The organism is Streptomyces xanthochromogenes, from assembly GCF_014650455.1.
Classification (GTDB): domain Bacteria; phylum Actinomycetota; class Actinomycetes; order Streptomycetales; family Streptomycetaceae; genus Streptomyces; species Streptomyces xanthochromogenes.
The window spans coordinates 421,711-443,460 of the sequence record NZ_BMUZ01000002.1; the positions used below are offsets into that span (position 1 = coordinate 421,711).

General features: G+C 73.1%; 20 protein-coding genes and 1 riboswitch. Of the genes, 8 read left to right on the plus strand and 12 right to left on the minus strand.

The window, feature by feature from the left end; translation table 11 throughout:
* Positions 1-25 precede the first annotated feature (25 nt).
* The 3 genes from IE267_RS05715 to thiO all read right to left on the minus strand — a co-directional run bounded on the left by IE267_RS05715 (position 26) and on the right by thiO (position 2,201).
* Complete coding sequence (locus tag IE267_RS05715; protein ID WP_161258089.1) at positions 26-820, minus strand: thiazole synthase; 795 nt, start codon at positions 818-820, stop codon at positions 26-28.
* A gap of 2 nt (positions 821-822) precedes the next feature.
* Positions 823-1,023 carry a sulfur carrier protein ThiS gene (gene thiS / locus IE267_RS05720; RefSeq protein ID WP_161258086.1) on the minus strand — a complete coding sequence of 67 codons (201 nt, stop codon included), beginning with the start codon at positions 1,021-1,023 and terminating at the stop codon, positions 823-825.
* Entirely contained in the window at positions 1,020-2,201 is a 1,182-nt protein-coding gene (gene thiO / locus IE267_RS05725) for a glycine oxidase ThiO (RefSeq protein WP_189762327.1), read from the minus strand. The genes thiS and thiO overlap by 4 nt, the downstream gene beginning before the upstream one ends.
* A riboswitch (TPP riboswitch) is annotated at positions 2,199-2,311 on the minus strand. Its footprint overlaps the gene before it by 3 nt.
* Positions 2,312-2,430: 119 nt before the next feature.
* On the opposite strand from thiO, the gene IE267_RS05730 reads away from it, so the two are divergent.
* The 5 genes from IE267_RS05730 (at position 2,431) to IE267_RS05750 (ending at position 7,048) form a co-directional block, all read left to right on the plus strand.
* Positions 2,431-3,654 carry an NAD(P)/FAD-dependent oxidoreductase gene (locus IE267_RS05730; protein ID WP_167153787.1) on the plus strand — a complete coding sequence of 408 codons (1,224 nt, stop codon included), beginning with the start codon at positions 2,431-2,433 and terminating at the stop codon, positions 3,652-3,654.
* Between the two features lie 331 nt (positions 3,655-3,985).
* Positions 3,986-4,351 (plus strand): Rv2175c family DNA-binding protein, encoded by a 366-nt coding sequence (locus tag IE267_RS05735; protein ID WP_161255091.1) that lies wholly within the window; start codon positions 3,986-3,988, stop codon positions 4,349-4,351.
* 105 nt (positions 4,352-4,456) lie between these two features.
* Positions 4,457-5,113 carry a thiamine phosphate synthase gene (gene thiE / locus IE267_RS05740; RefSeq protein ID WP_167153789.1) on the plus strand — a complete coding sequence of 219 codons (657 nt, stop codon included), beginning with the start codon at positions 4,457-4,459 and terminating at the stop codon, positions 5,111-5,113.
* Between the two features lie 97 nt (positions 5,114-5,210).
* The gene (metF, locus tag IE267_RS05745) at positions 5,211-6,128 is read left to right on the plus strand and encodes a methylenetetrahydrofolate reductase [NAD(P)H] (protein WP_189762328.1); all 918 of its coding nucleotides are present in this window, start codon (positions 5,211-5,213) and stop codon (positions 6,126-6,128) included.
* A 62-nt stretch (positions 6,129-6,190) separates the two neighbouring features.
* Entirely contained in the window at positions 6,191-7,048 is an 858-nt protein-coding gene (locus IE267_RS05750; protein ID WP_229860760.1) for a hypothetical protein, read from the plus strand.
* Positions 7,049-7,073: 25 nt separating this feature from the next.
* On the opposite strand, the gene IE267_RS05755 is transcribed toward IE267_RS05750, so the two are convergent.
* From IE267_RS05755 to IE267_RS05775, 5 genes are all read right to left on the minus strand, one after another.
* On the minus strand, positions 7,074-8,585 hold the full coding sequence (locus IE267_RS05755; protein WP_189762329.1) for a phytoene desaturase family protein: 1,512 nt from the start codon (positions 8,583-8,585) through the stop codon (positions 7,074-7,076).
* A 31-nt stretch (positions 8,586-8,616) separates the two neighbouring features.
* Positions 8,617-9,231, minus strand: coding sequence for a DUF4126 domain-containing protein (locus tag IE267_RS05760; protein WP_167153795.1), 615 nt, complete (start codon positions 9,229-9,231; stop codon positions 8,617-8,619).
* A 300-nt stretch (positions 9,232-9,531) separates the two neighbouring features.
* Complete coding sequence (locus tag IE267_RS05765; RefSeq protein WP_100574603.1) at positions 9,532-10,140, minus strand: TetR/AcrR family transcriptional regulator; 609 nt, start codon at positions 10,138-10,140, stop codon at positions 9,532-9,534.
* Between the two features lie 11 nt (positions 10,141-10,151).
* A complete protein-coding gene (locus IE267_RS05770; protein WP_167153798.1) occupies positions 10,152-12,236 on the minus strand; it encodes a YhgE/Pip domain-containing protein in 2,085 nt (694 codons plus the stop codon).
* Positions 12,208-12,984: an ATP-binding cassette domain-containing protein gene (locus IE267_RS05775; protein WP_167153800.1), complete on the minus strand. Its 777-nt coding sequence runs from the start codon at positions 12,982-12,984 to the stop codon at positions 12,208-12,210. The genes IE267_RS05770 and IE267_RS05775 overlap by 29 nt, the downstream gene beginning before the upstream one ends.
* A 213-nt stretch (positions 12,985-13,197) precedes the next feature.
* Here IE267_RS05775 and IE267_RS05780 point away from each other — a divergent pair, with 213 nt between their 5' ends.
* The 3 genes from IE267_RS05780 to IE267_RS05790 all read left to right on the plus strand — a co-directional run bounded on the left by IE267_RS05780 (position 13,198) and on the right by IE267_RS05790 (position 15,338).
* Positions 13,198-13,749 carry an SAV_6107 family HEPN domain-containing protein gene (locus tag IE267_RS05780; RefSeq protein ID WP_161255110.1) on the plus strand — a complete coding sequence of 184 codons (552 nt, stop codon included), beginning with the start codon at positions 13,198-13,200 and terminating at the stop codon, positions 13,747-13,749.
* Between the two features lie 167 nt (positions 13,750-13,916).
* Entirely contained in the window at positions 13,917-14,675 is a 759-nt protein-coding gene (locus IE267_RS05785) for a class I SAM-dependent methyltransferase (RefSeq protein ID WP_189762330.1), read from the plus strand.
* Between the two features lie 276 nt (positions 14,676-14,951).
* On the plus strand, positions 14,952-15,338 hold the full coding sequence (locus IE267_RS05790; protein WP_100574598.1) for an SCO2097 family morphological protein: 387 nt from the start codon (positions 14,952-14,954) through the stop codon (positions 15,336-15,338).
* A 511-nt stretch (positions 15,339-15,849) separates the two neighbouring features.
* On the opposite strand, the gene IE267_RS05795 is transcribed toward IE267_RS05790, so the two are convergent.
* The 4 genes from IE267_RS05795 to IE267_RS05810 all read right to left on the minus strand — a co-directional run bounded on the left by IE267_RS05795 (position 15,850) and on the right by IE267_RS05810 (position 21,429).
* Positions 15,850-18,285 carry a transglutaminase TgpA family protein gene (locus tag IE267_RS05795; RefSeq protein WP_189762331.1) on the minus strand — a complete coding sequence of 812 codons (2,436 nt, stop codon included), beginning with the start codon at positions 18,283-18,285 and terminating at the stop codon, positions 15,850-15,852.
* Positions 18,282-19,652 (minus strand): DUF58 domain-containing protein, encoded by a 1,371-nt coding sequence (locus tag IE267_RS05800; protein WP_167153806.1) that lies wholly within the window; start codon positions 19,650-19,652, stop codon positions 18,282-18,284. The genes IE267_RS05795 and IE267_RS05800 overlap by 4 nt, the downstream gene beginning before the upstream one ends.
* The gene (locus IE267_RS05805; protein ID WP_100574596.1) at positions 19,652-20,662 is read right to left on the minus strand and encodes an AAA family ATPase; all 1,011 of its coding nucleotides are present in this window, start codon (positions 20,660-20,662) and stop codon (positions 19,652-19,654) included. The genes IE267_RS05800 and IE267_RS05805 overlap by 1 nt, the downstream gene beginning before the upstream one ends.
* A gap of 200 nt (positions 20,663-20,862) precedes the next feature.
* Entirely contained in the window at positions 20,863-21,429 is a 567-nt protein-coding gene (locus tag IE267_RS05810) for a beta-class carbonic anhydrase (RefSeq protein ID WP_167153808.1), read from the minus strand.
* Positions 21,430-21,750: the final 321 nt, after the last annotated feature.

Below are 21,750 nucleotides of genomic sequence, written 5' to 3' on the forward strand. Positions count from 1 at the left end.
GCAGCCGAGCTGTGACGCGGACCGGCTAGAACGCGGGCCGCTCGGGGTCGAGCGCGGCCCGCCCGGCCATCGTCGAGGACGCCTCGGCGAAGTGGCGGCGCGGGATGCGGCCCGCGCGGTGGGCGAGCCGGCCCGCCTCCACCGCGTGCCGCATCGCCTCGGCCATCAGGACCGGTTCCTGGGCCCGGGTCACCGCCGAGGCCAGCATCACCGCGGCGCAGCCGAGCTCCATGGCGAGCGCCACGTCGGACGCGGTGCCGGCGCCCGCGTCGAGGATCACCGGGACGCCGGCCCGGTCCACGATCAGCTCGAAGTTGTGCGGGTTGCGGATGCCGAGGCCGGAGCCGATGGGGGAGCCGAGCGGCATGATCGCCGCGCATCCGACGTCCTCCAGCTTGCGCGCGAGGACCGGGTCGTCGTTGGTGTACGGCAGTACGGTGAACCCGTCGTCCACCAATACCTCGGCGGCGTCGAGGAGTTCGATCGGGTCGGGCAGCAGGGTGCGCTCGTCCGCGACGACCTCCAGCTTCACCCAGTGCGTGCCAAGCGCCTCGCGCGCCAGGCGCGCGGTGAGCACCGCCTCGCCCGCCGTGAAGCAGCCCGCGGTGTTGGGCAGCACGCGGATGCCGAGCCGGTCCAGGACGGAGAGCACCGAGCCCTGCACGCTCGGGTCGAGGCGGCGCATCGCCACCGTGGTCAGCTCGGTGCCGGACACCGTGAGCGCGCGTTCCAGGACGTCGAGGCTGGGCGCCCCGCCGGTGCCCATGATCAGCCGGGACCCGAAGGTGGTGTCGGCGATGGTCAGCAGGTCGTCGGCCATGGTCAGCCCCCCTGCACGGCGGTGAGGACCTCGACGCGGTCGCCGTCGTCGAGCGTGGTCGTCGGCCAGGCGCTGCGCGGCACGACCGCCTCGTTGACGGCGGCGGCCACCCCGGAGCGGGACGGGGTGAGGGTGGCGACGAGGGCGTCGAGGGTGGTTCCGGAGGCGAGCGCGCGGGGCTCGCCGTTGACGGAGATGGTCATGCGGTCGTCAGCTCCCGAGGTGCGGAGGCGAAGCGTCGTGGGGTGAACGGGCGTGCCTCGTCGGGCAGTTCACCGGTGGCCAGGGCGTGCGCCAGGACATCGCCGGTGACGGCGGTGAGCAGCACGCCGTTGCGGTAGTGCCCGGTGGCGAGCAGCAGCCCGGGCAGCGCGGTCGGGCCGAGGAGGGGGGCGTTGTCGGGGGAGGCGGGGCGAAGTCCGGCCCGGGTCTCGGTGAGCGGCAGCTCGGTGATGCCCGGCACCAACTCGTGCGCGTCGCGCAGGAGTTGGTAGACACCGCCCGCGGTGACCGTGGTGTCCCAGCCGAGTTCCTCGCTGGTGGCGCCGACGACCAGCTCGCCGTTCTCCCGCGGTACGAGATACACGTCGCTGCCCCGCACCACCGCCCGCACGGTCCGGGACAGGAACGGCGCGTAGGCGGGCGGCACCGTCAGCCGCAGGACCTGGCCCTTCACCGGACGGACGGGCGGAAGCAGCTCCTCCGGTACGCCCGCGAAACGCCCGCTGAGGCTGCCCGCGGCGAGCACCACCTGGTCGGCGGCGAGCGCGGTGCCGTCCGCGAGGACGACTCCCGCCGCCCGTTCCCGTACCACCGAGAGCCGCTCGGCCCAGCCGTGCGCGAAGCGCACCCCGGCCCCGGTGCAGGCGGCGACCAGGGCGCCGGCGAGGCGGCGCGGGTCGACCTGGTGGTCGCCGTCCACGCGGAGCCCGCCGCGCACTCCGGGCGCGAGCATGGGCTCCAGGCGACGGCAGTCGCGCCCGGACAGCCACTCCGACTCCAGGCCGCAGCGGACCTGGAGGGCGTGCAGGTCACGCAGGTGGGCGCGGTCGTCGGAGTCGAGCGCCACGGCCAGGGTGCCGCAGGCGCGGTAGCCGGTGTCGAGGCCGGTCGCCTCGCTCAGCTCGGCCGTGAAGGCCGGATAGCGCCGGGCGGACTCGACGTTCAGGGCGAGCAGCGTCTGCTCGCCGTAGTGGAGTTCGGTGACGGCGGCGAGCATCCCGGCCGCGACCTGGGCGGCCCCGCCGCCCGGCTCGGGGTCGACGAGCACCACCGTCAGCCCGCGCTGGGCGGCCCGCCAGGCGGTGACGAGCCCGATGATGCCGCCCCCGACCACGAGGACGTCGGACCCGTTCCCGGGCCCTCGCTGTGCAGAACGCATGGGCGTCCAGCCCCTCCCTTCGCCGGCATGACCCGGATCAGGTTCGTACGGTCGGAGGCCGCCCAGCCTCCCTCTCAGCCCGGTGCGTCCGGGCTCCCGCGAGTGCTTTACGCCTGCCACCATAGCCCGAGCCGCCAGCGCGCAGTAAGGGAGCGTCCGGGTGCCCGAGGGGTGCCCGGCCGGGCCCGGCCCCTTACCTGACAAATAGTCAGCTGCTTATGGTGATCGGGTGAGCGAACAGCAGACGCAATCCGAAGCGCGGCACGTGGTCGTCGTCGGCGCGGGCATGGCCGGCGTGCAGACCGCGGTGGCCCTGCGCGAACAGGGCTTCACCGGAACCATCACCCTCATCGGAGCCGAACCCCACCAGCCCTACGACCGGCCCCCGCTGTCCAAGGCCGTCCTGCTCGGCAAGGCCGAGGGTTCGGCCTTCGAGGTGGACTTCGAGGCACTCGGCGTGAACCTCCGCCTGGGCCTCGAAGTCACCGGGGTGCGCCCGGACGAGCACCGCGTGGTGACCGAGGCGGGCGAGGTGGACTACGACACCCTCGTCATCGCCACCGGCGCCGAACCGCTCACCCTGCCCGGCAGCCAGGGGGTGCCCGGCGTCCACCTCCTGCGCACCCTCGACGACGCGCGCCGGCTGCGCCCGGTCCTCGACCAGCGCCACCGGATCGTGGTGGTGGGCGCGGGGTGGATCGGCGCGGAGTTCGCGACGGCCGCGCGCGACGCGGGCTGCGAGGTCACGGTCGTCGAGGCCGCCGACCGCCCGCTGGCCGGGGTGCTGCCCGCGGCGGTCGCCGCCCCCATGACCGGCTGGTACGCCGAGTCGGGCGCCGAGCTCCTCACCGGTGCCCGGGTGCAGGCGGTCGTGCCGGGCGAGGTGCTGCTCGCCGACGGGCGCCGGCTGCCGGCCGACGCGGTGGTCATCGGCATCGGGGCCCGCCCCGCGACGGGCTGGCTGACCGGCTCGGACATCGCGCTCGGCCCCGAGGGCGCGGTAACCGCGGACGCCCGTCTGCGCACCTCGCTGCCCGATGTGTACGCGGTCGGCGACTGCGCCTCGTTCCCCTCGGCCCGGTTCGGCGAGCGCCTCCTGGTCCACCACTGGGACAACGCGCTCCAGGGCCCGCGTACGGTCGCCGCCGACATCGTGGGTGAGGCCCCCACCGACTACGACCCGGTCCCGTACTTCTGGTCCGAGCAGTTCGGCCGCTTCGTCCAGTACGCGGGCCACCACACCGACACCGACGAGCTGATCCACCGCGGCGACCCGTCCTCGACCCCCTGGTCCGTGTGCTGGCTCAGGGACGGCGCCCTGGTGGCGATCCTCGCGGTGGGCCGCCCCCGCGACCTGGCCCAGGGCCGCAAACTGATCGAATCGGGTGCCCTGATGGACCCGTCGAAGACGGCCGACCCGTCCATCCCGCTGAAGTCGGCCACGCTGACGTGACGAGTGGCGCCGGGTGCCCTAAGGCGGCTCGGGGCCACCTACAGGGGCGCCGGCCTGCGACGTGTGCGTGGCTCCGCCAAGGGGCTCGGGGTCACCTACAGGGGCGCGAGGAACGGCGCGAGCAACCACGCACGGGCCTGCGGCCGAACCGCATCAAGCCCCTCCGGCGCTTGAGGAGCGGGGGTCTGGGGGCAGCGCCCCCAGAAGGGGTCCGGGGGCAGCGCCCCGCGATGGGGCCTGGGGGCTGTGCCCCCAGGAAGGGGCGCGGGGGCACAGCCCCCGAGGGACCACCCCGGTACCGAGTGTCCGTGCGAGGTGGCACGCTTGGTCCGTGACCGAGATTGACGCAAAGATTGATGCTCTCGTCCCCGCCTGGCTCTACCTCCCCGACATCGCGGAGATGCTGGACGTGGAGGTGACGCGCGTACGGCAGCTGGTCAAGGAGGGCCAGCTCATCGCCGTACGCCGCGGTGAGAACAGGGCGCTTCAGGTGCCCGCCGCCTTCATCGACTCCGACAAGGTGGTCAAGGGCCTGGCCGGGACGCTGACCCTGCTGAGGGACGACGGCTTCTCCGACGAGGAGATGCTGGAGTGGCTCTTCACTCCGGACCCGACGCTGCCCGGCACCCCCGCCGAGGCCCTCAGCGAGAATCGCGGCACGGAGGTGAAGCGCCGCGCCCAGGCGCTCGCTCTCTGAGCCGAGCCCACCCGACAGTGCCGAACGCCGCGCGGTGTACGGTCCGGTCCACCCGGCCGTACACCGCGCGGCCCGGCCGAAGACGAACACAACGGGGGACCTTCCATGCCCACGGCCCGTGAGCAGCTCGCCGACGCCCGGCTCTACCTGTGCACCGACGCCCGCAAGCGCCAGGGCGACCTGCCCGCCTTCCTGGACGCCGTCCTCGCGTCCGGCGTGGACATCGTGCAGCTGCGCGACAAGGGCATGGAGGCCGCCGAGGAACTGGAGCACCTGGCCGTCCTGGCGGACGCCTGCCGTCGGCACGGCAAGCTGCTCGCGGTCAACGACCGCGCCGACGTGGCGCACGCCATCGGCGCCGACGTGCTGCACCTGGGGCAGGGCGACCTGCCGGTGCCCGCGGCCCGCGCGATCCTGGGCGACACCGTCCTGATCGGCCGCTCCACCCACGCGGAGGCGGAGGCCGCCGCGGCCGCCGTCGAGCCCGGCGTGGACTACTTCTGCACCGGCCCCTGCTGGCCCACCCCGACCAAGCCCGGCCGCCACGCGCCCGGCCTCGACCTGGTGCGCCACACCGCCTCGCTCACGACGGACCGGCCCTGGTTCGCGATCGGCGGGATCGACGCGGCCAACCTGGACGAGGTCCTGGACGCGGGCGCGGACCGCGTCGTCGTGGTGCGGGCGATCACCGAGGCCGACGACCCGGCCGCGGCCGCCGCCGACCTCGCCAAGCGCGTCCGCGAGCGGCTCGGCGCGCGCTGAGCGGCCCGCTGTCCGAGGGGTGGACAGAAGTCCGGCAATTAAGACAATTCACCCCTGCGTGGTTGGGGTGCCGGGCCCCCGTGGCTAACCTGCCAGTATGGCCCTAGGCACTGCTTCCACCAGGACTGATCACGCACGCACCGTGCGCGACATGCTCGCGACCGGCGAGACCACGTACTCCTTCGAGTTCTACGCGCCCAAGACCGAGAAGGGTGAGCGGAACCTCTGGAACGCGTTGCGCCGGGTCGAGGCGGTGGCCCCCGACTTCGTCTCCGTCACGTACGGCGCCGGTGGCACCACCCGTACCGGAACCGTCGAGGCCACCCAGCAGATCACCGAGGACACCACCCTCACGCCGGTCGCCCACCTCACCGCCGTCGGGCACTCGGTCGCCGAGCTGCGCCACGCGGTCGGGCAGTACGCCGACGCCGGTATCCGCAACATCCTCGCGGTGCGCGGCGACCCGAAGGACGACCCGATGGGCGAGTGGGTCAAGCACCCCCAGGGCGTGACCTACGCGGCCGAACTGGTCTCGCTCATCCGGGAGTCCGGCGACTTCTGCGTCGGCGTCGCGGCCTTCCCCGAGATGCACCCCCGCTCCACGGACTGGGATTCCGACATCCGCAACTTCGTGGACAAGTGCCGGGCCGGCGCCGACTACGCCATCACGCAGATGTTCTTCGAGCCCGAGAACTATTCCCGACTGCGCGACCGGGTCGCGGCGGCCGGCTGTGAGACCCCGATCATCCCCGAGGTCCTGCCCGTGACCAGCGTGAAGCAGCTGGGACGACTGCCCCAGCTCAGCAACGCGGTCTTCCCGGCGGACCTCAGGGACCGGATGCTGGCGGCCAAGGACGATCCGGCCGCTGTACGCTCCATGGGCATCGAGTTCGCCACCGAGTTCTGCTCGCGGCTGCTCGCCGATGGCGTTCCCGGGTTGCACTTCATTACCCTCAACAACTCCACGGCGACGCTCGAAATCTACGAGAATCTCGGTCTGCACCAGCAGGCGTAGCCGGAGACCGGTACCCGGGTCAGGGGACAGCTGTACCCGGGGCAGGAGAATGAGGGGCGTACATGGGCTGGACGGTCCTCTACATCGCGTTCGGAATCGTCGCGCTGTGGCTGCTCGGTGAGGTGCTGCTGCAGTACAAGGCACGGCTGCGCTGGCGGCTGCTCGCCTTCACCGGCTTCCTCGGCGTGGTCGTGGGTGTCCTGATCCCGTCCGTCTTCGTGATCATCCTGGGTGCGATCGCCTTCGCCGTCGGGCAGGCGTACGTGACCCTGTCCTTCCGCAAGGGCTTCTCTACGGGCTGGGCGATCGGCGGCCGCCCCGGCGCCAGCCGCCGCCGCAAGGCGGGCCGCCGGGGTGCCCCCGCCGCGGAGCCGGTCCTGGAGGTCTCGGACCTCCAGTACGAGGAGAGCAGCGAGGCCGCCCCGCCGGACGCCAACGACCGGGCGGCGCACGCCGATGCGGTCTACGAGTCGCTGCCGATGCCCGACGACACCGGCCAGTACGGCATCTACGGGGCCGCCCAGCAGGCCGAGGCGCAGCCCCAGTACGGCGGCTACGACCCGCACCAGCCGTACGCCGATCCGTATGCCCCGCAGTACGACGAGACGGGCGCCGGGCAGCAGCAGTACGCCGCCTACTCGGACCCGTACATCGGCAACGGCGCCCAGGCGTACGGCACTTACACCGGCTACGACAGCTTCGGCGGCCAGCAGTCCTACCCCGACCCGCTCGCCGCGCAGTACGGGACGGACACCCCGCCCGGCGGCGTCTGGGTGCCCCAGCAGCGTGACGGCGAGTACGTGCCCTACGAGCAGCAGCAGCCCCAGCCGCCGTACGACCCGAACCACACGGGCGGCCAGAACCACCAGAACCACCCGGACCTGCCGCAGCATCCGGAGCAGCAGCCCTACCGCTACTGACCGCCGACCGGGCGGACCCCGGGGCTCACTGCGAGCCCCGGAAGTCGTCCCCCTCCACGATCAGGCCGGCCACGAGCGCGCCCGACATCCCGGTGTGCGCGAGCCCGCCGCCCGGGTGCGCCCAGCCGCCCGCGAGGTGGAGCCCCGGCAGGGCCGTGGTGTTGGACGGGTGCAGGAACGCGGCCCCGGCCCCGGCCAGGGAGGGCGCGGGCACCGAACCGCCCTCGGCGCCCGTCGCCTGCGCGAGGTGCACCGGGGTGCGGGACTCGTGCCACAGGAGCCGTTCGCGCAGATCGGGCACGGCCCGTGCGGCGGCCGCGATCAGCTCGTCCGTGTACCGCCGCACGAGGGTTGCGTCCGTCCAGTCGACCGGGCCGTGCGGGGCGACCGTCGCCGTCAGGGTCAGCGCCTCGTGGTCGTCGTCGGGGCGCACCGCCGGGTCGTCGGGACGCAGCACCGTGACCGTGGGCGGCGCGAGGCCGGGCCCGGTGAAGGCCGCGCGGGCCTCGGCCGAGGCGTCCGGAGAGTGCACCACCGTGTGGTGGCACGCGTCGGCCGGGCGGGCGCCGCGCAGCGCGAGCAGCACCGTGAACCGGCTCGGCCGGGCCCCGGCGGTCGGCCGCACCGTGCCGGACTCCCACAACTCCCGGCCGGGCAGCATCCGTTCGAGGCCGCGCGGATCGGCGCCGCACACCACGTGGTCCGCCTCGGACACCGTTCCGTCGGCCAGCTCGACCCCGGCCGCCCGGCCGTCCTGCTCGACGACCCGCCGCACCTCGGCGCCGAAGACGAACGCGACCTTCCGGGCCAGACACCGCTCGTGCACCGCACGCGCCAACTCCCGCATGCCGCCGCGGACATACCAACTGCCGAAGGTCTGCTCCATGTACGGCAGCACGGCCGCGGCGGCCGGAGCCGTCCCCGGATCGAGGCCGTGTTCCAGGGCGTAGCCCTCCAGGAGCGCGCCGAGCCGGCCGCCGCCCAGCTCCCACGCGGCGACCTCGCCGAGCGTGGCCGCCTGCCGGGGCGCGCGAAGCAGCCGGCGCTGCTTCGGCGCGGGGTAGGGCTCGCGGGCCAGCACCTCCCAGTTGGGCCACAGCGGCTCCTCCAGGAGGGGCCTGCGCGTGCGGTCCCAGGCCTCGCGGGCGCGGATGAGGAAGGCCCCCCAGCGCTCGCCCGCGCCCTCGCCGAAGGCGTCGTCGAGCGCGGAAAGCACGCCCGCGCGCGAGGCGTTGGGCAGCGAGACCGCAGTGCCGTCGGCGAAGAGGTGGCGCGCGGCGGGGTCGACCGGGGCCAGCTCCACGACGCTCTCCAGCGGCTCCTTGCCGGTCTTCACGAACAGGTCGCGGTAGACGGCGGGCAGCCGCAGCAGACCGGGGCCGGTGTCGAACACGAAACCGTCCCGCTCGAACCGTCCCAACGCGCCGCCGTATGTGGACGAGCGCTCGTACACCGTCACCCGGTGGCCTGCCACGGCCAGCCGGGCAGCAGCCGCCATGGCGCCCACACCGGCGCCGATCACCGCAATCCGTGCCATGCGGGCGACTTTATCCGCCGTCACCGACAGCTCACTCCGGCGGGCGCGGAACCCCCGCCGCCAGCCGCTTCTCCTCCCGGCGCTGCGCCCTGCGCCGCCGGAACCGGCGGATCTTCCGCCACAGGACGACCAGTATCACGATGCCGATGAGCAGCAGGGTGCCCGCGATCACGGCCGCCGCCAGCGGATGGAAGAGCGCGAAACTCATGATCCCGGCGACTCCCAGGTCCTCCGCCGTGCTCAGCGCGATGTTGCTGAACGGCTCGGGCGAGGTGTTCACCGCCATCCGCGTGCCCGCCTTGACCAGATGGCTCATCAGCGCCGTCGAACCGCCCACCGCCCCGGCCGCGAGATCCGGCAGCGACCCGTTCTGCCCGGCGAGCAGCGCCCCGACGACCGCGCCCGCGATCGGCCGGATCACCGTGTGCACGGAGTCCCAGACCGAGTCGACGTACGGGATCTTGTCGGCGACGGCCTCGCAGAGGAAGAGCACGCCGGCCGCGATCAGGACGTCGGGCCGCTCAAGGGCGGCGGGCACCTCGTCGCTGAGGCCGGTGGCGCCGAAGATACCGAGCAGCAGGACCACCGCGTACGCGTTGACCCCGCTCGCCCAGCCGCTGGTGAACACGAGGGGGAGTACGGACACGGTCGCGATGTTAACCAGATCCGGCCGCCCCCGAATGAGCTTGAGCGCGGACGTCTGAGTATCCGTACTCAGGAGGTGAGATGAGTACCCGAGCGGATGGGCTCCCACCTGCGCGGACGGGAAGGTGGAGGTCACGGAAGGGGCGCGGCGCCGGTACCGCCGACACGGGGTGGCGGAACCGGCGCGGCTCCCTGGACGTGACGAGGTACGGGGGGACGTACGGGGGAAGCGCCGGGCCGGTGCGGTTCATGGGGGAATGAACCGCACCGGCCCGGCGTGCTGTGCTCTCCGGCGGCGCCGCTAGCGCCCGCTGACCCGGCCGTGCAGCAGTCTCGAAAGCGCCGCGTGGACGTCGTCGAGGGACCGCTCGCTCTGGAAGGCCTGCCAGTCCAGGGCGGCCACCAGGACCATGCCGACCAGGGCCGCGGCGGTGAGCGGGATGTCGATCTCCTCGCTCAGCTCGCCCGCGCCGACCGCGTCCCGCAGCACCGTCTCCACCACGGCGACCGCCTCGCGGCGCACCACCAGGAGGGTGGACTGCCAGGCGCGGTTGGTGCGCCACAGCTCGGCCACGTAGAGCTGGGTGAAGGCCGGGTAGCGGTGGATGAAGTCCAGGCCGGCCCGGATCATCGCGTCCAGGGCCTCGACCTTGGTGCCGCCCCGCTCGTCGGTCTCGTCCGCGGCCGCCTGCAAGGACGCGGTCAGGAGACCCACGCCGTGCCGCAGCAACTCCTCGAACAGCTCGGTCTTGCTCTTGAAGTTGTAGTAGACCGTGCCCTTGGCGACCCCGGCCCGCTCGGCGATCTCGTCGACCGTGGTGGCCGAGAAGCCCTGTTCGGCGATGAGCGTCACGGCGGCCTCGTACAACTTCTGCCGGGTCGCCTGCCGTCTGGTGCTGCTGCTCTCCATGGCGTCGATTCTCACAGGCTCAGCTCGGGGTGCAGCCGGTCGAGCGACCACACCTGCTTCTGCCGGGCGGACAGCGCGGTCAGGGCGAGGGCGCCCACGGTGAAGGCGGTCAGGACCGCGCAGCCCTGCCACACCACGCCCAGATCGCCGCCGCTGATCAGCCTGCGCAGCCCGTCCACGACGTAACTCATGGGCAGGTACGGGTGGATGGCGTTGAAGAAGGCCGGGCTGGTCTGGACGGGGTAGGTGCCGCCCGCCGACGTCAGCTGGAGCATCAGAACGGCCAGCACCAGGATGCGTCCGGCCGCCCCGAACTTGGCGTTCAGCCACTGCACGATCGCCGTGAAGCAGCAGGCGGTGAGCGCCAGATAGCCCAGCGTCCCGGCCGTGCGCTGCATTTCGAGGCCGAGCCCGAAGTGCAGCACCGCCATCAGCGCGGCGATCTGCGCGAGACCGATGGCCGCCACCGGCAGCCAGCCCGCGAACGCGATCCGCCAGGCCGAGGCCCCGGCCGCGAGAGCGCGCCGGTTGAGCGGCTGGATCAGCATGTACGCGACCATCGCGCCGACCCACAGGGAGAGCGGGATGAAGTACGGGGCGAAGCCGGTGCCGTAGTTGGGCGCCTTGTGCATCGCCTGCGAGGCCAGCTTGACCGGGTCGGCCATCACCTCGGTGCGCTGGTCGCGCTGCTGCTTGTCGTAGTCCGGGATCTTCCCGACGCCGTCGTGCAGACCGTTGGACAGCTGCACCGAACCGTCGGAGAGCTTGACGATCCCGCCGTCCAGGGCACCCGCGCCCTTCTCCAGCTTGCCGACGCCCGAGTCGAGGTCGGTGGAGCCCGTCCGCGCGGTACCGAGACCGGTGTGGAGGGCGCCCGCCCCCTTGGCCACGTCGTGCGCGCCCTTGTTGAGCCGGTTGACGTCGGCGACCTTCTGGTCGAGGTCGGTCGAGAGGTGCGGTGCCTTCGCGGCCAGGTCCCGGGCCTTGGTCTGGAGATCCTGGAGGCTCTTGTCGAGCTTCTTGAAATCACCGCCCTGGTCCTTGACGAGGTTGTTCACGTCCGCGGTAAGGGTCGCGCCGGTGGCCATCGCCTTCTTGGCCTCCTTCAGCTTCGGGCAGACCTGTCCCTCGGTGGACGTGTCCACACAGAGCTGCTGGTAGAGGGTGTCCAGGTCCTGGGAGGCCTTGCGGGTGCCGGCCGCCGCGGCGGGCGCGAGGTCGATGATGTGCGTGAGCTGGTCGCGCACCGGCTGGATCGAGTCCGCGAGCAGCTTCGCCGCGTCGCCGACCGCCTTGCCGTTGTCCTTCAGGTACGGACGCGCCTGCCCGGCCACCGCGTTGACCTGGTCGGCGAGCTGCTGGGTGCCGTCGGCGACCTGCTGGGCGCCGCCGGCGAGGGTGGCCGCGCCGGAGTCGAGCTTGGCTATGCCGCCGGCCAGCTTGCCGCTGCCGTCCTTGGCGTCCTTGAGGCCGTCGGCCAGCTCCTTGGAGCCGTCCTTGGCCTTGCCGAGCCCGTCCTTGAGGTCGCCCGCGCCCTTGGCGGCCTTCTCGGTCTGGTCGTGGAGGTCGCCGAACGAGATGAAGATCTTGTCGAGGAAGGACCGGGACGCCTTGGTGGACGCGGCGGCACGCACCTCGGCGAACACCGTCCGCGAGATCGACCCCACGATGTAGTTGTTGGCGTCGTTGGTGTGCACCTGGAGCGCGCCCGTCTCCGGGGACTGGCCGGAGCTGGACGCGATCCGCTCGCTGAAGTCGGCGGGCATCGTCAACGACAGGTAGTACGTGCCCTTTTCGAGGCCCTTGCGCGCCTCGGCGTCACTGACCTGGTGCCATTCGAAGGTCTTGCTGTCGAGCAGCTTCTTGCTGAGCTCGTCGCCGACCCGGAGCTTCTGCCCGGCGGCCTCGGCCCCCCGGTCGTCGTTGACGAGCGCCACGGGTATGCGGTCGAGACGGCTGTAGGGGTCCCAGAACGAGCACAGGTAGAGCGCGCCGTACAGAAGCGGCAGCAGAAGCAGCGCGACCAGGGCCGCCCTCGGCAGCTTCCCCCTGCCGAACCGCTTCAGCTCAAGCGCTGCCAGTCGTGGCGAACGCATCCGCCGCCCCCTCCTCGTTCGTGGCCCCGTCCTCGGCGCCGGGTTCCGTCGTCACGGTGATGTCGGCCTCCGCGGGTGCCTCGCTGCACACCGCCAGGACCGTGGTGCCCGCGTCCGCGAGCGAGCGCAGCAGCGCCCAGGCGGCCTTGCGTTCGCCGTCCGACAGCTTCATGTCGGTGTCGTCGACGGCGAGCAGCCGTGGCTGCTGGATCAGCGCGAGGGCCACGCTCAGCCGCAGCGCCTCCAGACGTTCGAGATCGCGTACGGAGGTGCGGCCGGCCTTGGGCAGCGAGCCGAGATCCAGCCCCGCCCCGGCCAGCGCCTCGTCGATCAGGGTGCGGGACTCGGCCCGGCGCCGGGCGGGGGAGCGCAGCAGCGCCCGCAGCGAGCCGTCGTAGCGGCGCCGCAGCATCACGCGCTCGCGCAGGTGCTCGGCGACGGTGAAGGCGGGGTCGAGCTCGCTGACGCCGGGCACCTGGCCGAGCGCGCTGATCCGTCGCACGGCGGCCATCCTGCGGGGCAGCTGGTGGTCGGCCACCCGCGCCCAGCCCTCGGCGGGCTTCATCCGGCCGGTGAGGGCGAGCAGCAGACACGTCCGGCCGGAGCCGGAAGGGCCCGCGACGGCCACGAGCGAGCCGGGGGCGGCGTCCACGGACACCCCCCGGAAGGCCCAGCCGCGCGGCCCCTTGAGCCCGAAGCCCTCGGCACGGATCGCCGCGCCGGTCACTTCCGAGTGCGGGCTGTCCACATTCCCCCCTGCTCTGCGCGTCCCCGGACCGGAACCCCGGCCCCTTCGCCGAACCACTCCTATTGAACTGACTGGTCAGTACAAAAGATAGCCCGAACCCTCATGCGAGGCAAAGGGGCTGGTCAGGGCCCAGTCGGGGCAGATTGTCAGTGGTGCCCGTCACGATGGACACATACGGCCACAGTGCCGTCACACGACGACAGGAGGTTCGTCATGGCCAGCTCCCACGCAGCAGCTGTACCCCGGCGCCGCGCAAGCAGCCCTGCACCCTCACTGAACGGTCCTGCGGGAGGCCCCGCGAACGACGTCCATCCGGTGCTGCGCCGCGAGGGCGCACCGCCCGCCGCCCTCGACCTGCTCGCCCAGGCCCGCGGCGGCCTGGACGAGGCGGCCGCCCTCGACGCCCCCAACGAGCGGTACGCGACGGCCCACCTGGCCGCGCTGCGCACTGCCGCCGCCGTCCTCGCCGCCCGCGGCCGGCCCGAGACCGGCCCGCGCCGCCGTCAGCGCATCCGCAGCGCCTGGGAGGTGCTGCCGGAGATAGCGCCCGAACTGGCCGAGTGGAGCGCCCTGTTCGCCTCGGGGGCGGACCGGCGTGCCCGCGCCGAGGCCGGCATCCAGGGCGCCGCCTCCACCCGGGACGCGGACGATCTGCTCCGCGACGTCGCGATGTTCCTGCGCCTGGTCGAGCGCCTGCTCGTCCTCCAGCCCGTACTGCCCCAGCCGAGGCCCCGCGAGGCGGAGGCGGAACGGGGGGCGGGCTGACCGGGCGGGCCGATGCGGCGGGGCAGGTGGGCGAGGCCCCTGGACGTGGGCCGGGCACGGCGTCCCCACGGCTGATCCGGAGCGGGCCGGGTAGGCAATAGGGTGGACGGGTCTTCACCCTTCCCACGCCGCGTCCGCGGCGGCACCGCGCCGAGGAGTCAACTGCCGTGTCGGACCCCATGCGCCCCCGCGCCTCCCTTCGTACCGCCGTGGTCTGGGAGGTCCTCAAGGAAGCGCTCGACCGTCGGGTCAAGGTGACCGGACGCGAGGCCCTGGACGTCCTGGACACCGGCGGCGGCTCCGGCAACTTCGCGGTCCCGGTGGCCGCCCTCGGTCACCGGGTCACCGTGGTCGACCCCAGCCCCAACGCGCTGTTCGCGCTGGAGCGCAGGGCGGCCGAGGCCGGCGTCGCCGAGCGGGTGCACGGTGTCCAGGGCGATGTGCTCGGCCTCTTCGACGTGGTCGAGCGCGGCGGCTACGACGCGGTGCTGTGCCACGGCGTCCTGGAGTACGTCGAGGGCCCGGCGGAAGGCGTCCGCAACGCGGTGGACGCGCTGCGCCCCGAGGGTGCGCTCAGCCTGCTCGCCGCGGGTCTCGGCGGCGCGGTGCTCTCCCGCGCGCTGGCCGGGCACTTCACCGAGGCCCGGCACGCGCTCTCCGACCCGGCGGGCCGCTGGGGCGACGGCGACCCGGTGCCGCACCGGTTCACCGCGGAGCAGCTCATCGAGCTCGTCGGCGCCGCCGGAGCCACGGCCGGAGCGGTGCACGGCGTGCGGGTCTTCGCCGACCTGGTGCCCGGCGTCCTGGTGGACACCGAGCCGGGTGCCCTGGACGCGCTCCTCAAGCTGGAGGCCGCCGCCGCCGAGCTCCCCGCCTTCCACGCCGTCGCCACCCAACTGCACGTACTGGGCGAGAAGCGCGGCTGACCCGGCTCCGGTGGCCCCCGGCGGGCTGATCAGCGACGCTGTGCCGCATGGAGTACGCCACAGGCCCCCCGATCGGCGGCTTCGCCCCGTATGATCGAGGCACACCGTCCGGCATGACGGATCGACTCTTGGGGAATTGAATCTCCACAGCCGAGCCGCCGTGGCGGCCCGGCTGGCGATTTGGCGTAGAGGGCGGGTTTCACGGGGGCGATTCCCTGCCTATCCTGAAGGGGCCGCATCCGGTCGCCCCCCGCGACCGACGAGTAGGAGGACTCCGTGCCGCTCTCGGAGCACGAGCAGCGCATGCTCGAGCAGATGGAGCGAGCGCTGTACGCCGAAGATCCCAAGTTCGCGACAGCGCTTGAGGGAAGCGGGCTGCGTACGTACACCCGGCGACGGGTCTACCAGGCGGTCGCAGGCTTCCTGGTGGGTATCGCGCTCCTCATGGCAGGAATGGTCGCGCAGCAGATCTGGATCAGTGTGGTGGGATTCCTCGTCATGCTCGGATGTGCGGTGCTCGCGGTCACCGGATGGCGCAAGGCGCCGCGTCCCGGTGAGGTGCGTTCCGGTGGTTCCGCCGCGCCGCGGCAGGCTCGTCAGCGGCGCTCGATGATGGACCGGATCGAGCAGCGGTGGCAGCGGCGCCGCGATGAGGGGCGCTAGCCCCGCCCCGTTCTGACCTGAACCCCAGGGGCGGTCACCTTTCGCGAGGTGGCTGCCCCTGTGGCGTACCCGGCCCCTTCCGGGGCTCTGCCCCCGACCCCCTGGGGCTTCGCCCCGTTCCTGTTCCCGTCTTCGTCTGCGGCCCGGTGGGGGCCGTGCGCGCAGTTCCTCGCGCCCCCAACCCGTTTTCGTCCTCGCGCGGTGGGGGCTGGTCGCGCAGTTCCCCGCGCCCCCCAACCCGTTTTCGTCTTCGCGCCGTGTGTGGCTGGTCGCGCAGTTCCTCGCGCCCCTGTAGGTGGACCGGAGCCGCGCAAGGTCACAGCCCCACGCCTCCGAAAACGCTGGGTGCGGGGGCATCCTCAGCCCGTCCGGCGTTTGAGGACGAGCGCCCTCAAGGCGCGAACGGGGTCTGGGGCGGAGTCCCGGGGGGACCCGGTACGAATCAACCCCCGGGGACGGGCGGGCGGTGGGCAGATGGCGCTCGGGGTCTGGGGCGGAGCCCCAGGGGGTGTTACCTGCCCGGGGCTGATTCCGGCGGGGCCGCCTTGCGGGCGCGGGGCCGCAGACGCTCCGCCAAGCCGCGCATGCGACCCGTCACCGCCGCCCCGGCACGTTCCCAGCGCAGGGAGAGGGACCAGATCACCCGGACAGCTGAGCGGGGCGCGAGAATCGCGCGCCACGCCTGCTTGCGGCCCGCTGCCGCGTGCAGACCGGCCGTCACGCGGGCCACGTCGTCCGCCAGACCGGAGGCCGGCCGGGGCTCGGGGGCGTACAGGACCTGCTCCACCGCGCTCGCCGCGCGGTGGACGGACTCGGCCGCCGGGCCGTCGAGGCGGCCCAGCGCGACCATCCGTGCCGCCGCCTTGCGGGGCGTCTGCGACTCGTCGGGCGGAATGCCGTGGTCCCAGGCGGTGTCGGTGATCTCCTGCCAGGCGGCGAGCGTGCGGGCCACCGCGTCCGCCGGGGTGCGCCCGCCGGAGCCGAGCCGCCGGGCCCGTACCCGCCTGCGCCACAGCAGGGGCAGCAGCGGCAGCACCAGCAGCGCCGCCACCCCCAGGACCGTACCGATGAGGGCCGGGGCCGACGGGCCGCTGTTCGTCGGGCCCGCGACGCCCGCCGCGGCCGAGGGGCCGCAGTCGCCCAGGCGGCGGTCGCCGGGCGGGCAGGAGTCGGCGGCGGACGGGGCCGCCGAGGGCTCGGCCGAGGCGCGCTTCGACGGTTCGGCCGGACTGCTCGGGCTGTCCACCGGAGTCTGCTGCCGGGTGTAGTCGGGGGCCGTACCCCGCGTCGGCGTCGGCTCGAAACGGGTCCAGCCCACACCTTCGAAGTACAGCTCGGGCCAGGCGTGCGCGTCGCGCAGGCCCACCGACATCGTGCCGTCCGGCCGCGGGGTGCCGGGCGTGAAGCCCACCGCGACCCGGGCCGGGATGCCGAGGGTGCGGGCCATCGCGGCCATCGAGAAGGAGAAGTGGACGCAGAAGCCCTCCTTCTCCTTGAGGAAGTTGGCGATCGCCTCGGTCCCGCTGCCCGACTGGACGTGGGTGTTGTAGCTGAAGCCGCCGCTGGTGGAGAACCAGTCCTGGAGCTTGACGGCCCTCTCGTAGTTGTTCGCGGCGCCGCTGGTGACCTGCCGTGCGGTGGCGCTCACCACCGAGGGCAGCGAGTCGGGGACGCGGGTGTACTCCTTGACGAGGGCGGCCGACGGGGCCGCCGCCTGCGCCAACTGGGCCGCCGTCGGCCGCACCAGGAGGCTGGAGACCGTGTACTGCGCACCCCGGGTCGTCTGCTTGCGGTCGCCGACCAGCGTCCGCCCGACCGGCTCGAACCGCCAGTCGCCCTTGATGTTCACCTGGGTCGCGGGGAACGGCATCGGCAGCCAGCTCTGGGCGTACCAGCCGGCCGCCGAGATGCTGGTCTGCACATCGGTGGTGACGACCGAGGGGCTGAGCCCGTCGGGCCTCGGCAGGGGGTCGGGCACGTCTTTGATGTGCCGCTCCGAGGACTTCCAGGACGCCCCGTCGAACTCGTCGAGCGCGACGATCCGCAGATACATCTCCTTGGTGTCCTGGGCATTGGTGTTGTACCGCATCACCTCGCGGTCCTCGGGCTGGTTCAGGCTGTTCTGCAGCGACACCAAGGGGTTGACCGCCGAGATGGTCCCGCCCGTGCCGTCGCCGTCCCCACCGGTACCGGCGTTGCCGAGCAGCCCACTGTCCAGGGCCGGCAGCATCGCCGGGATCACCAGCGCGATGCCGAGCGCCAGCGCGCCGATCCGCCGTCCGGTACGCACCGGGGCGAGCGGCGCCGAGTGCTCGAACACGCTCTGCTGGGCCCGGCCGGGCGCCCGTGCCGATCCGCCGAAGACCCGCCCCCACTGGGAGAGCCGGTCGCGGCCCTCGGCGAGCAGGAGCAGCAGGTAGCCGGTCGCGGCGAGCACGAACCACAGCCAGCTCGCGCCGCCCGAGGAGAGCCCCGCGGCCACCGAGTACAGCGCGAGCAGCGGCAGGCCGGCCGGGGCCGCGCTGCGGAACGTCACCGCGAGCGCGTCCACCGCGAGGCCGATGACCAGCACTCCGCCGACCATCATCAGCCGGATGCCCGAGGTCGCGGGTGCCGGGATCGCGTACTGCCCGACGTCCGTCGCGCCCTGCTGGAGCAGGGAATTGAGCTGTACGAGGGCGTCGGGTCCCGGCAGCACCCCGCCGAGCGCCTGGTGGCGCGCGAAGACGAGGGTCAGCAGCAGCAGGGCCACCACGGCCTGGGCGAGCACGGTCAGCGGCCGGGCCAGCGGCACCCGCCGGGCCAGCGCGCCGACCCCGGTCAGGATCGCGAGCAGGAACGCGGCCTGGAGCAGCCAGCTCGCCGGGGCGACCAGCGGCAGCATCGAGCAGGCCGCCATCACCGTGGCCAGATAGGCGCACAGCGCCAGCCGTCCGCGCCCGCTCATGACCATCCCCCTGCCGTGCCGGCCGCGCCACCGGACGCCGCCCCCGCGTTGGTACGTTCCCGGCCCGCCTGGCGCCACAGGTCGGGCAGCGCGGCGCCGGGCGGCACCGCGAGCGCCGTCCAGCCCGCCTCGCGCAGCAGCCGCAGCCGCTCCTCGACCGGGCCGTGTTCGGGGCCGCCTTGCGTCCACAGACCGCTGTCGAGCACGAACGCCACCGCGGCCCCGCTGCGCCGCCGCATCTTGGCCGCGACCGCGGCCTGTTCCTCGTCGAGGTCGCCGAAGAACCCGATGAGCAGCCCTTCGTTGCCGCCGCGCAGCACGTCGTAGGCGCGCGAGAGGCCGCCGCCGTCGGAGTGGTCGACGACCGCGAGGGTGTCCATCATCAGGCCCGCCGAGTCCGAGGAGTCCTGGGTGGTGCCGGCGAACCCGCCCGCGCCCTCGCCGGGCACGGAACTGCCGGTATCGGTCAACAGGCGTACGGAGAAGCCCCGTTCCAGCATGTGCACCAGGGCGGAGGCCGCGCCCGATACGGCCCATTCGAAGGCCGAGTCGGGGCCCGCGCCCGCGTACGCGATGTCCCGGGTGTCGAGCAGGACCGTGCACCTGGCCCGCTGCGGCTGCTCCTCGCGGCGCACCATCAGCTCGCCGTAGCGGGCGGTGGAGCGCCAGTGCACCCGGCGCAGGTCGTCGCCGTGCCGGTAGCCGCGCGGGATGACGTCGTCCTCTCCGGCGAGCGCGAGGGAGCGGTGCCGCCCGTCGCCGTATCCGGCGGCCTCGCCGGAAAGCCGCACCGGCGGCAGCGGCTCGGTCCGCGGGATCACGGTCAGGGTGTCGTACGCGCTGAAGGCCCGGGTCAGCTCGCACATGCCGAACGGGTCGGTGAGGCGCAGCTGGAGCGGGCCGAGCGGATAGCGTCCGCGCAGGTCGGAGCGGACCCGGTAGGACACCTCGCGCTTGCCGCCCGCCTCGACCCGGTCCAGTACGAAGCGGGGGCGCGGGCCGAGCACGTACGGCACCCGGTCCTGGAGCATGAGCAGGCCGGTGTGCAGCCGCGAGACGTTGTCGATGCGCAGCTGGACGCGGGCCTCGGAGCCGGCCGGGACCCGGCCCGGTTCGAGTCGGCGGCTGCCCGCGACGCGGTAGCGGGTGCGGTAGAGCACCACCGTGCAGACCAGGGGCAGCACGGCGAGGAGCAGCCCGACCCGCAGGAGGTCCTCCTGGCCGAGGACGAAGGCGCAGATCGCGGCGGCGACGCCGGCCGCGAGGAAGGACCGGCCGCGGGTGGTCAGGCCGGCCAGGGCGGCCCAGAGGCCGCCCCGGCCCCGCTCGTCGGCGGATTCGGCGGGGAGCCCCCCGGCCGCCGCCATCACAGCCGCCGGGCGCCGGGCGGCTGCTGGCCGTACAGCGGGTTCCCGGCCTGCGGAACGGGGGTGCGCTGGAGGATCTCCAGGACGACCTGCTCGGCGGTGCGCCGGTTGAGCTGGGCCTGTGCCGTGGGCAGCAGCCGGTGGGCCAGCACCGCGACGGCCAGGGCCTGCACGTCGTCGGGCAGCGCGTAGTCCCGGCCGCTGAGGGCCGCCGACGCCTTCGCCGCGCGCAGCAGATGGAGCGTGGCGCGCGGTGAGGCGCCGAGTCTGAGGTCCGGGTGGTTGCGCGTGGCGCCGACCAGCTGGACCGCGTAGCGCCGTACCGCGTCGGCGACGTGCACCCCGCGGACCGCGTCGATCAGTTTGACGATGTCATGGGCGTGCGCCACCGGCTGGAGGTCGTCGAGCGGGGAGACCGCGCCGTGCACGTCGAGCATCTGGAGCTCGGCCTCGGGCGTCGGGTAGCCCATCGACACCCGGGCCATGAAGCGGTCGCGCTGGGCCTCGGGCAGCGGGTAGGTGCCCTCCATCTCCACCGGGTTCTGGGTGGCCACGACCATGAAGGGGCTGGGCAGTTCGTAGGTCTGCCCGTCGATGGTGACCTGCCGCTCCTCCATGGACTCCAGGAGCGCCGACTGCGTCTTGGGCGAGGCGCGGTTGATCTCGTCGCCGATCACGATCTGGGCGAAGATCGCGCCGGGCTTGAACTCGAAGTCGCGCCGCTGCTGGTCGTAGATCGACACCCCGGTGATGTCCGAGGGCAGCAGGTCCGGCGTGAACTGGATGCGCCGCACCGAGCAGTCGATGGACCTGGCCAGGGTCTTGGCCAGCATGGTCTTGCCCACGCCCGGCACGTCCTCGATCAGGAGGTGCCCTTCGGCGAGCAGTACGGTCAGCGAAAGCCGTACGACCTCGGGCTTGCCCTCGATCACGCTTTCCACCGACCCGCGGACTCGCTCCGCTGTGGCGGTCAGATCGCTGAGGCTCGCTCGATCGTCATAGGTCGTCACCCGGCCCTCCTCGGCCCTTTCATACGGGCCGATGCACTGTCAGCGGCCCGGCCCACCCCGGAATACGGACAGCGCGGCCGAACGGTTCGACCCGGTGTCACATCCGCATTCTTGTTGCCGTTGCCAGGTCGTGTCACTCGCCTGTGGACAACTGAGGGGGATTCATTGTGAGTTGTCCCCCTATTTCCGTTCCTGCTCGGTCAGTCGGCCGGATCGATCTCCCGCAGCAGACCCGTCGTGACGTCGAAGACGAAGCCGCGGACGTCGTCGGTGTGCGGCAGGAACGGAGAGGTCCGCACCCGCTGCATCGACTGCCGCACGTCCTGGTCGGCGTCCCGGAACGCCTCGACGGCCCAGGCCGGGCGCTGGCCCACCTCGTCCTCCAGGGTGTGCCGGAAGTCCTCGGTGAGCGTCTCCATGCCGCAGCCCGTGTGGTGCACCAGCATGACGCTGGTGGTGCCGAGCGCGCGCTGGCTGATGGTGAGCGAGCGGATCACGTCGTCGGTGACCACGCCGCCCGCGTTGCGGATGGTGTGGCAGTCGCCCAGATCGAGGCCGAGGGCCGCGTGCAGGTCGAGCCGGGCGTCCATGCAGGCCACCACGGCCACGTGCAGCACGGGCCTGGCGTCCATGCCGGGGTCGCGGAAGGCGTCGGCGTACCGGTGGTTCGCCTCCACCAGGCGGTCGGTCACGGTGCCGCCGCTCCTCACGGTCAGGTGCGGCCGGGAGGCGGGAGGCTCTGCGGGTATGTGCGCAGGAGTCGACATGTATATGACGGTAGCCGCCGCCGATCGCCCGGTCGCGTCGTGCGGGCGGAAAAAGACCGTCAACTCGGGCGTCTGTGAGCTAACCCACAGGCCTCACGCGGGCTCACCCGAACGGGTGAAAAAAGTGCCCGGCGCCGCGCTGGAGGGTTGATTGACCCGAAGGACGAGTGGACTAAAGTGGCGCGAAGCGGGAGGCGTGACACACGTTCTCCCCCTTGACGGAACTCCCAGCTTCCGGGAAGCACGGCCTCCCGGACCTACGTTTACCCGCGTGCGCGGCGCACGTACGGCTCGGCCTCCTCCCGCCCTCCGGTCGGCTGA

What these genes read in the sequence shown, in the direction of transcription:
- IE267_RS05765 (WP_100574603.1), bottom strand. Translation starts at nt 10,140, where the DNA reads ATGGAGAGCAGCAGCACCAGACGGCAGGCGACCCGGCAGAAGTTGTAC.
- IE267_RS05715 (WP_161258089.1), bottom strand. Translation starts at nt 820, where the DNA reads ATGGCCGACGACCTGCTGACCATCGCCGACACCACCTTCGGGTCCCGG.
- IE267_RS05750 (WP_229860760.1), top strand. Translation starts at nt 6,191, where the DNA reads ATGGGCTGGACGGTCCTCTACATCGCGTTCGGAATCGTCGCGCTGTGG.
- thiS (WP_161258086.1), bottom strand. Translation starts at nt 1,023, where the DNA reads ATGACCATCTCCGTCAACGGCGAGCCCCGCGCGCTCGCCTCCGGAACC.
- IE267_RS05795 (WP_189762331.1), bottom strand. Translation starts at nt 18,285, where the DNA reads ATGAGCGGGCGCGGACGGCTGGCGCTGTGCGCCTATCTGGCCACGGTG.
- IE267_RS05810 (WP_167153808.1), bottom strand. Translation starts at nt 21,429, where the DNA reads ATGTCGACTCCTGCGCACATACCCGCAGAGCCTCCCGCCTCCCGGCCG.
- IE267_RS05770 (WP_167153798.1), bottom strand. Translation starts at nt 12,236, where the DNA reads ATGCGTTCGCCACGACTGGCAGCGCTTGAGCTGAAGCGGTTCGGCAGG.
- IE267_RS05780 (WP_161255110.1), top strand. Translation starts at nt 13,198, where the DNA reads ATGGCCAGCTCCCACGCAGCAGCTGTACCCCGGCGCCGCGCAAGCAGC.
- IE267_RS05800 (WP_167153806.1), bottom strand. Translation starts at nt 19,652, where the DNA reads ATGGCGGCGGCCGGGGGGCTCCCCGCCGAATCCGCCGACGAGCGGGGC.
- thiO (WP_189762327.1), bottom strand. Translation starts at nt 2,201, where the DNA reads ATGCGTTCTGCACAGCGAGGGCCCGGGAACGGGTCCGACGTCCTCGTG.
- IE267_RS05755 (WP_189762329.1), bottom strand. Translation starts at nt 8,585, where the DNA reads ATGGCACGGATTGCGGTGATCGGCGCCGGTGTGGGCGCCATGGCGGCT.
- metF (WP_189762328.1), top strand. Translation starts at nt 5,211, where the DNA reads ATGGCCCTAGGCACTGCTTCCACCAGGACTGATCACGCACGCACCGTG.
- thiE (WP_167153789.1), top strand. Translation starts at nt 4,457, where the DNA reads ATGCCCACGGCCCGTGAGCAGCTCGCCGACGCCCGGCTCTACCTGTGC.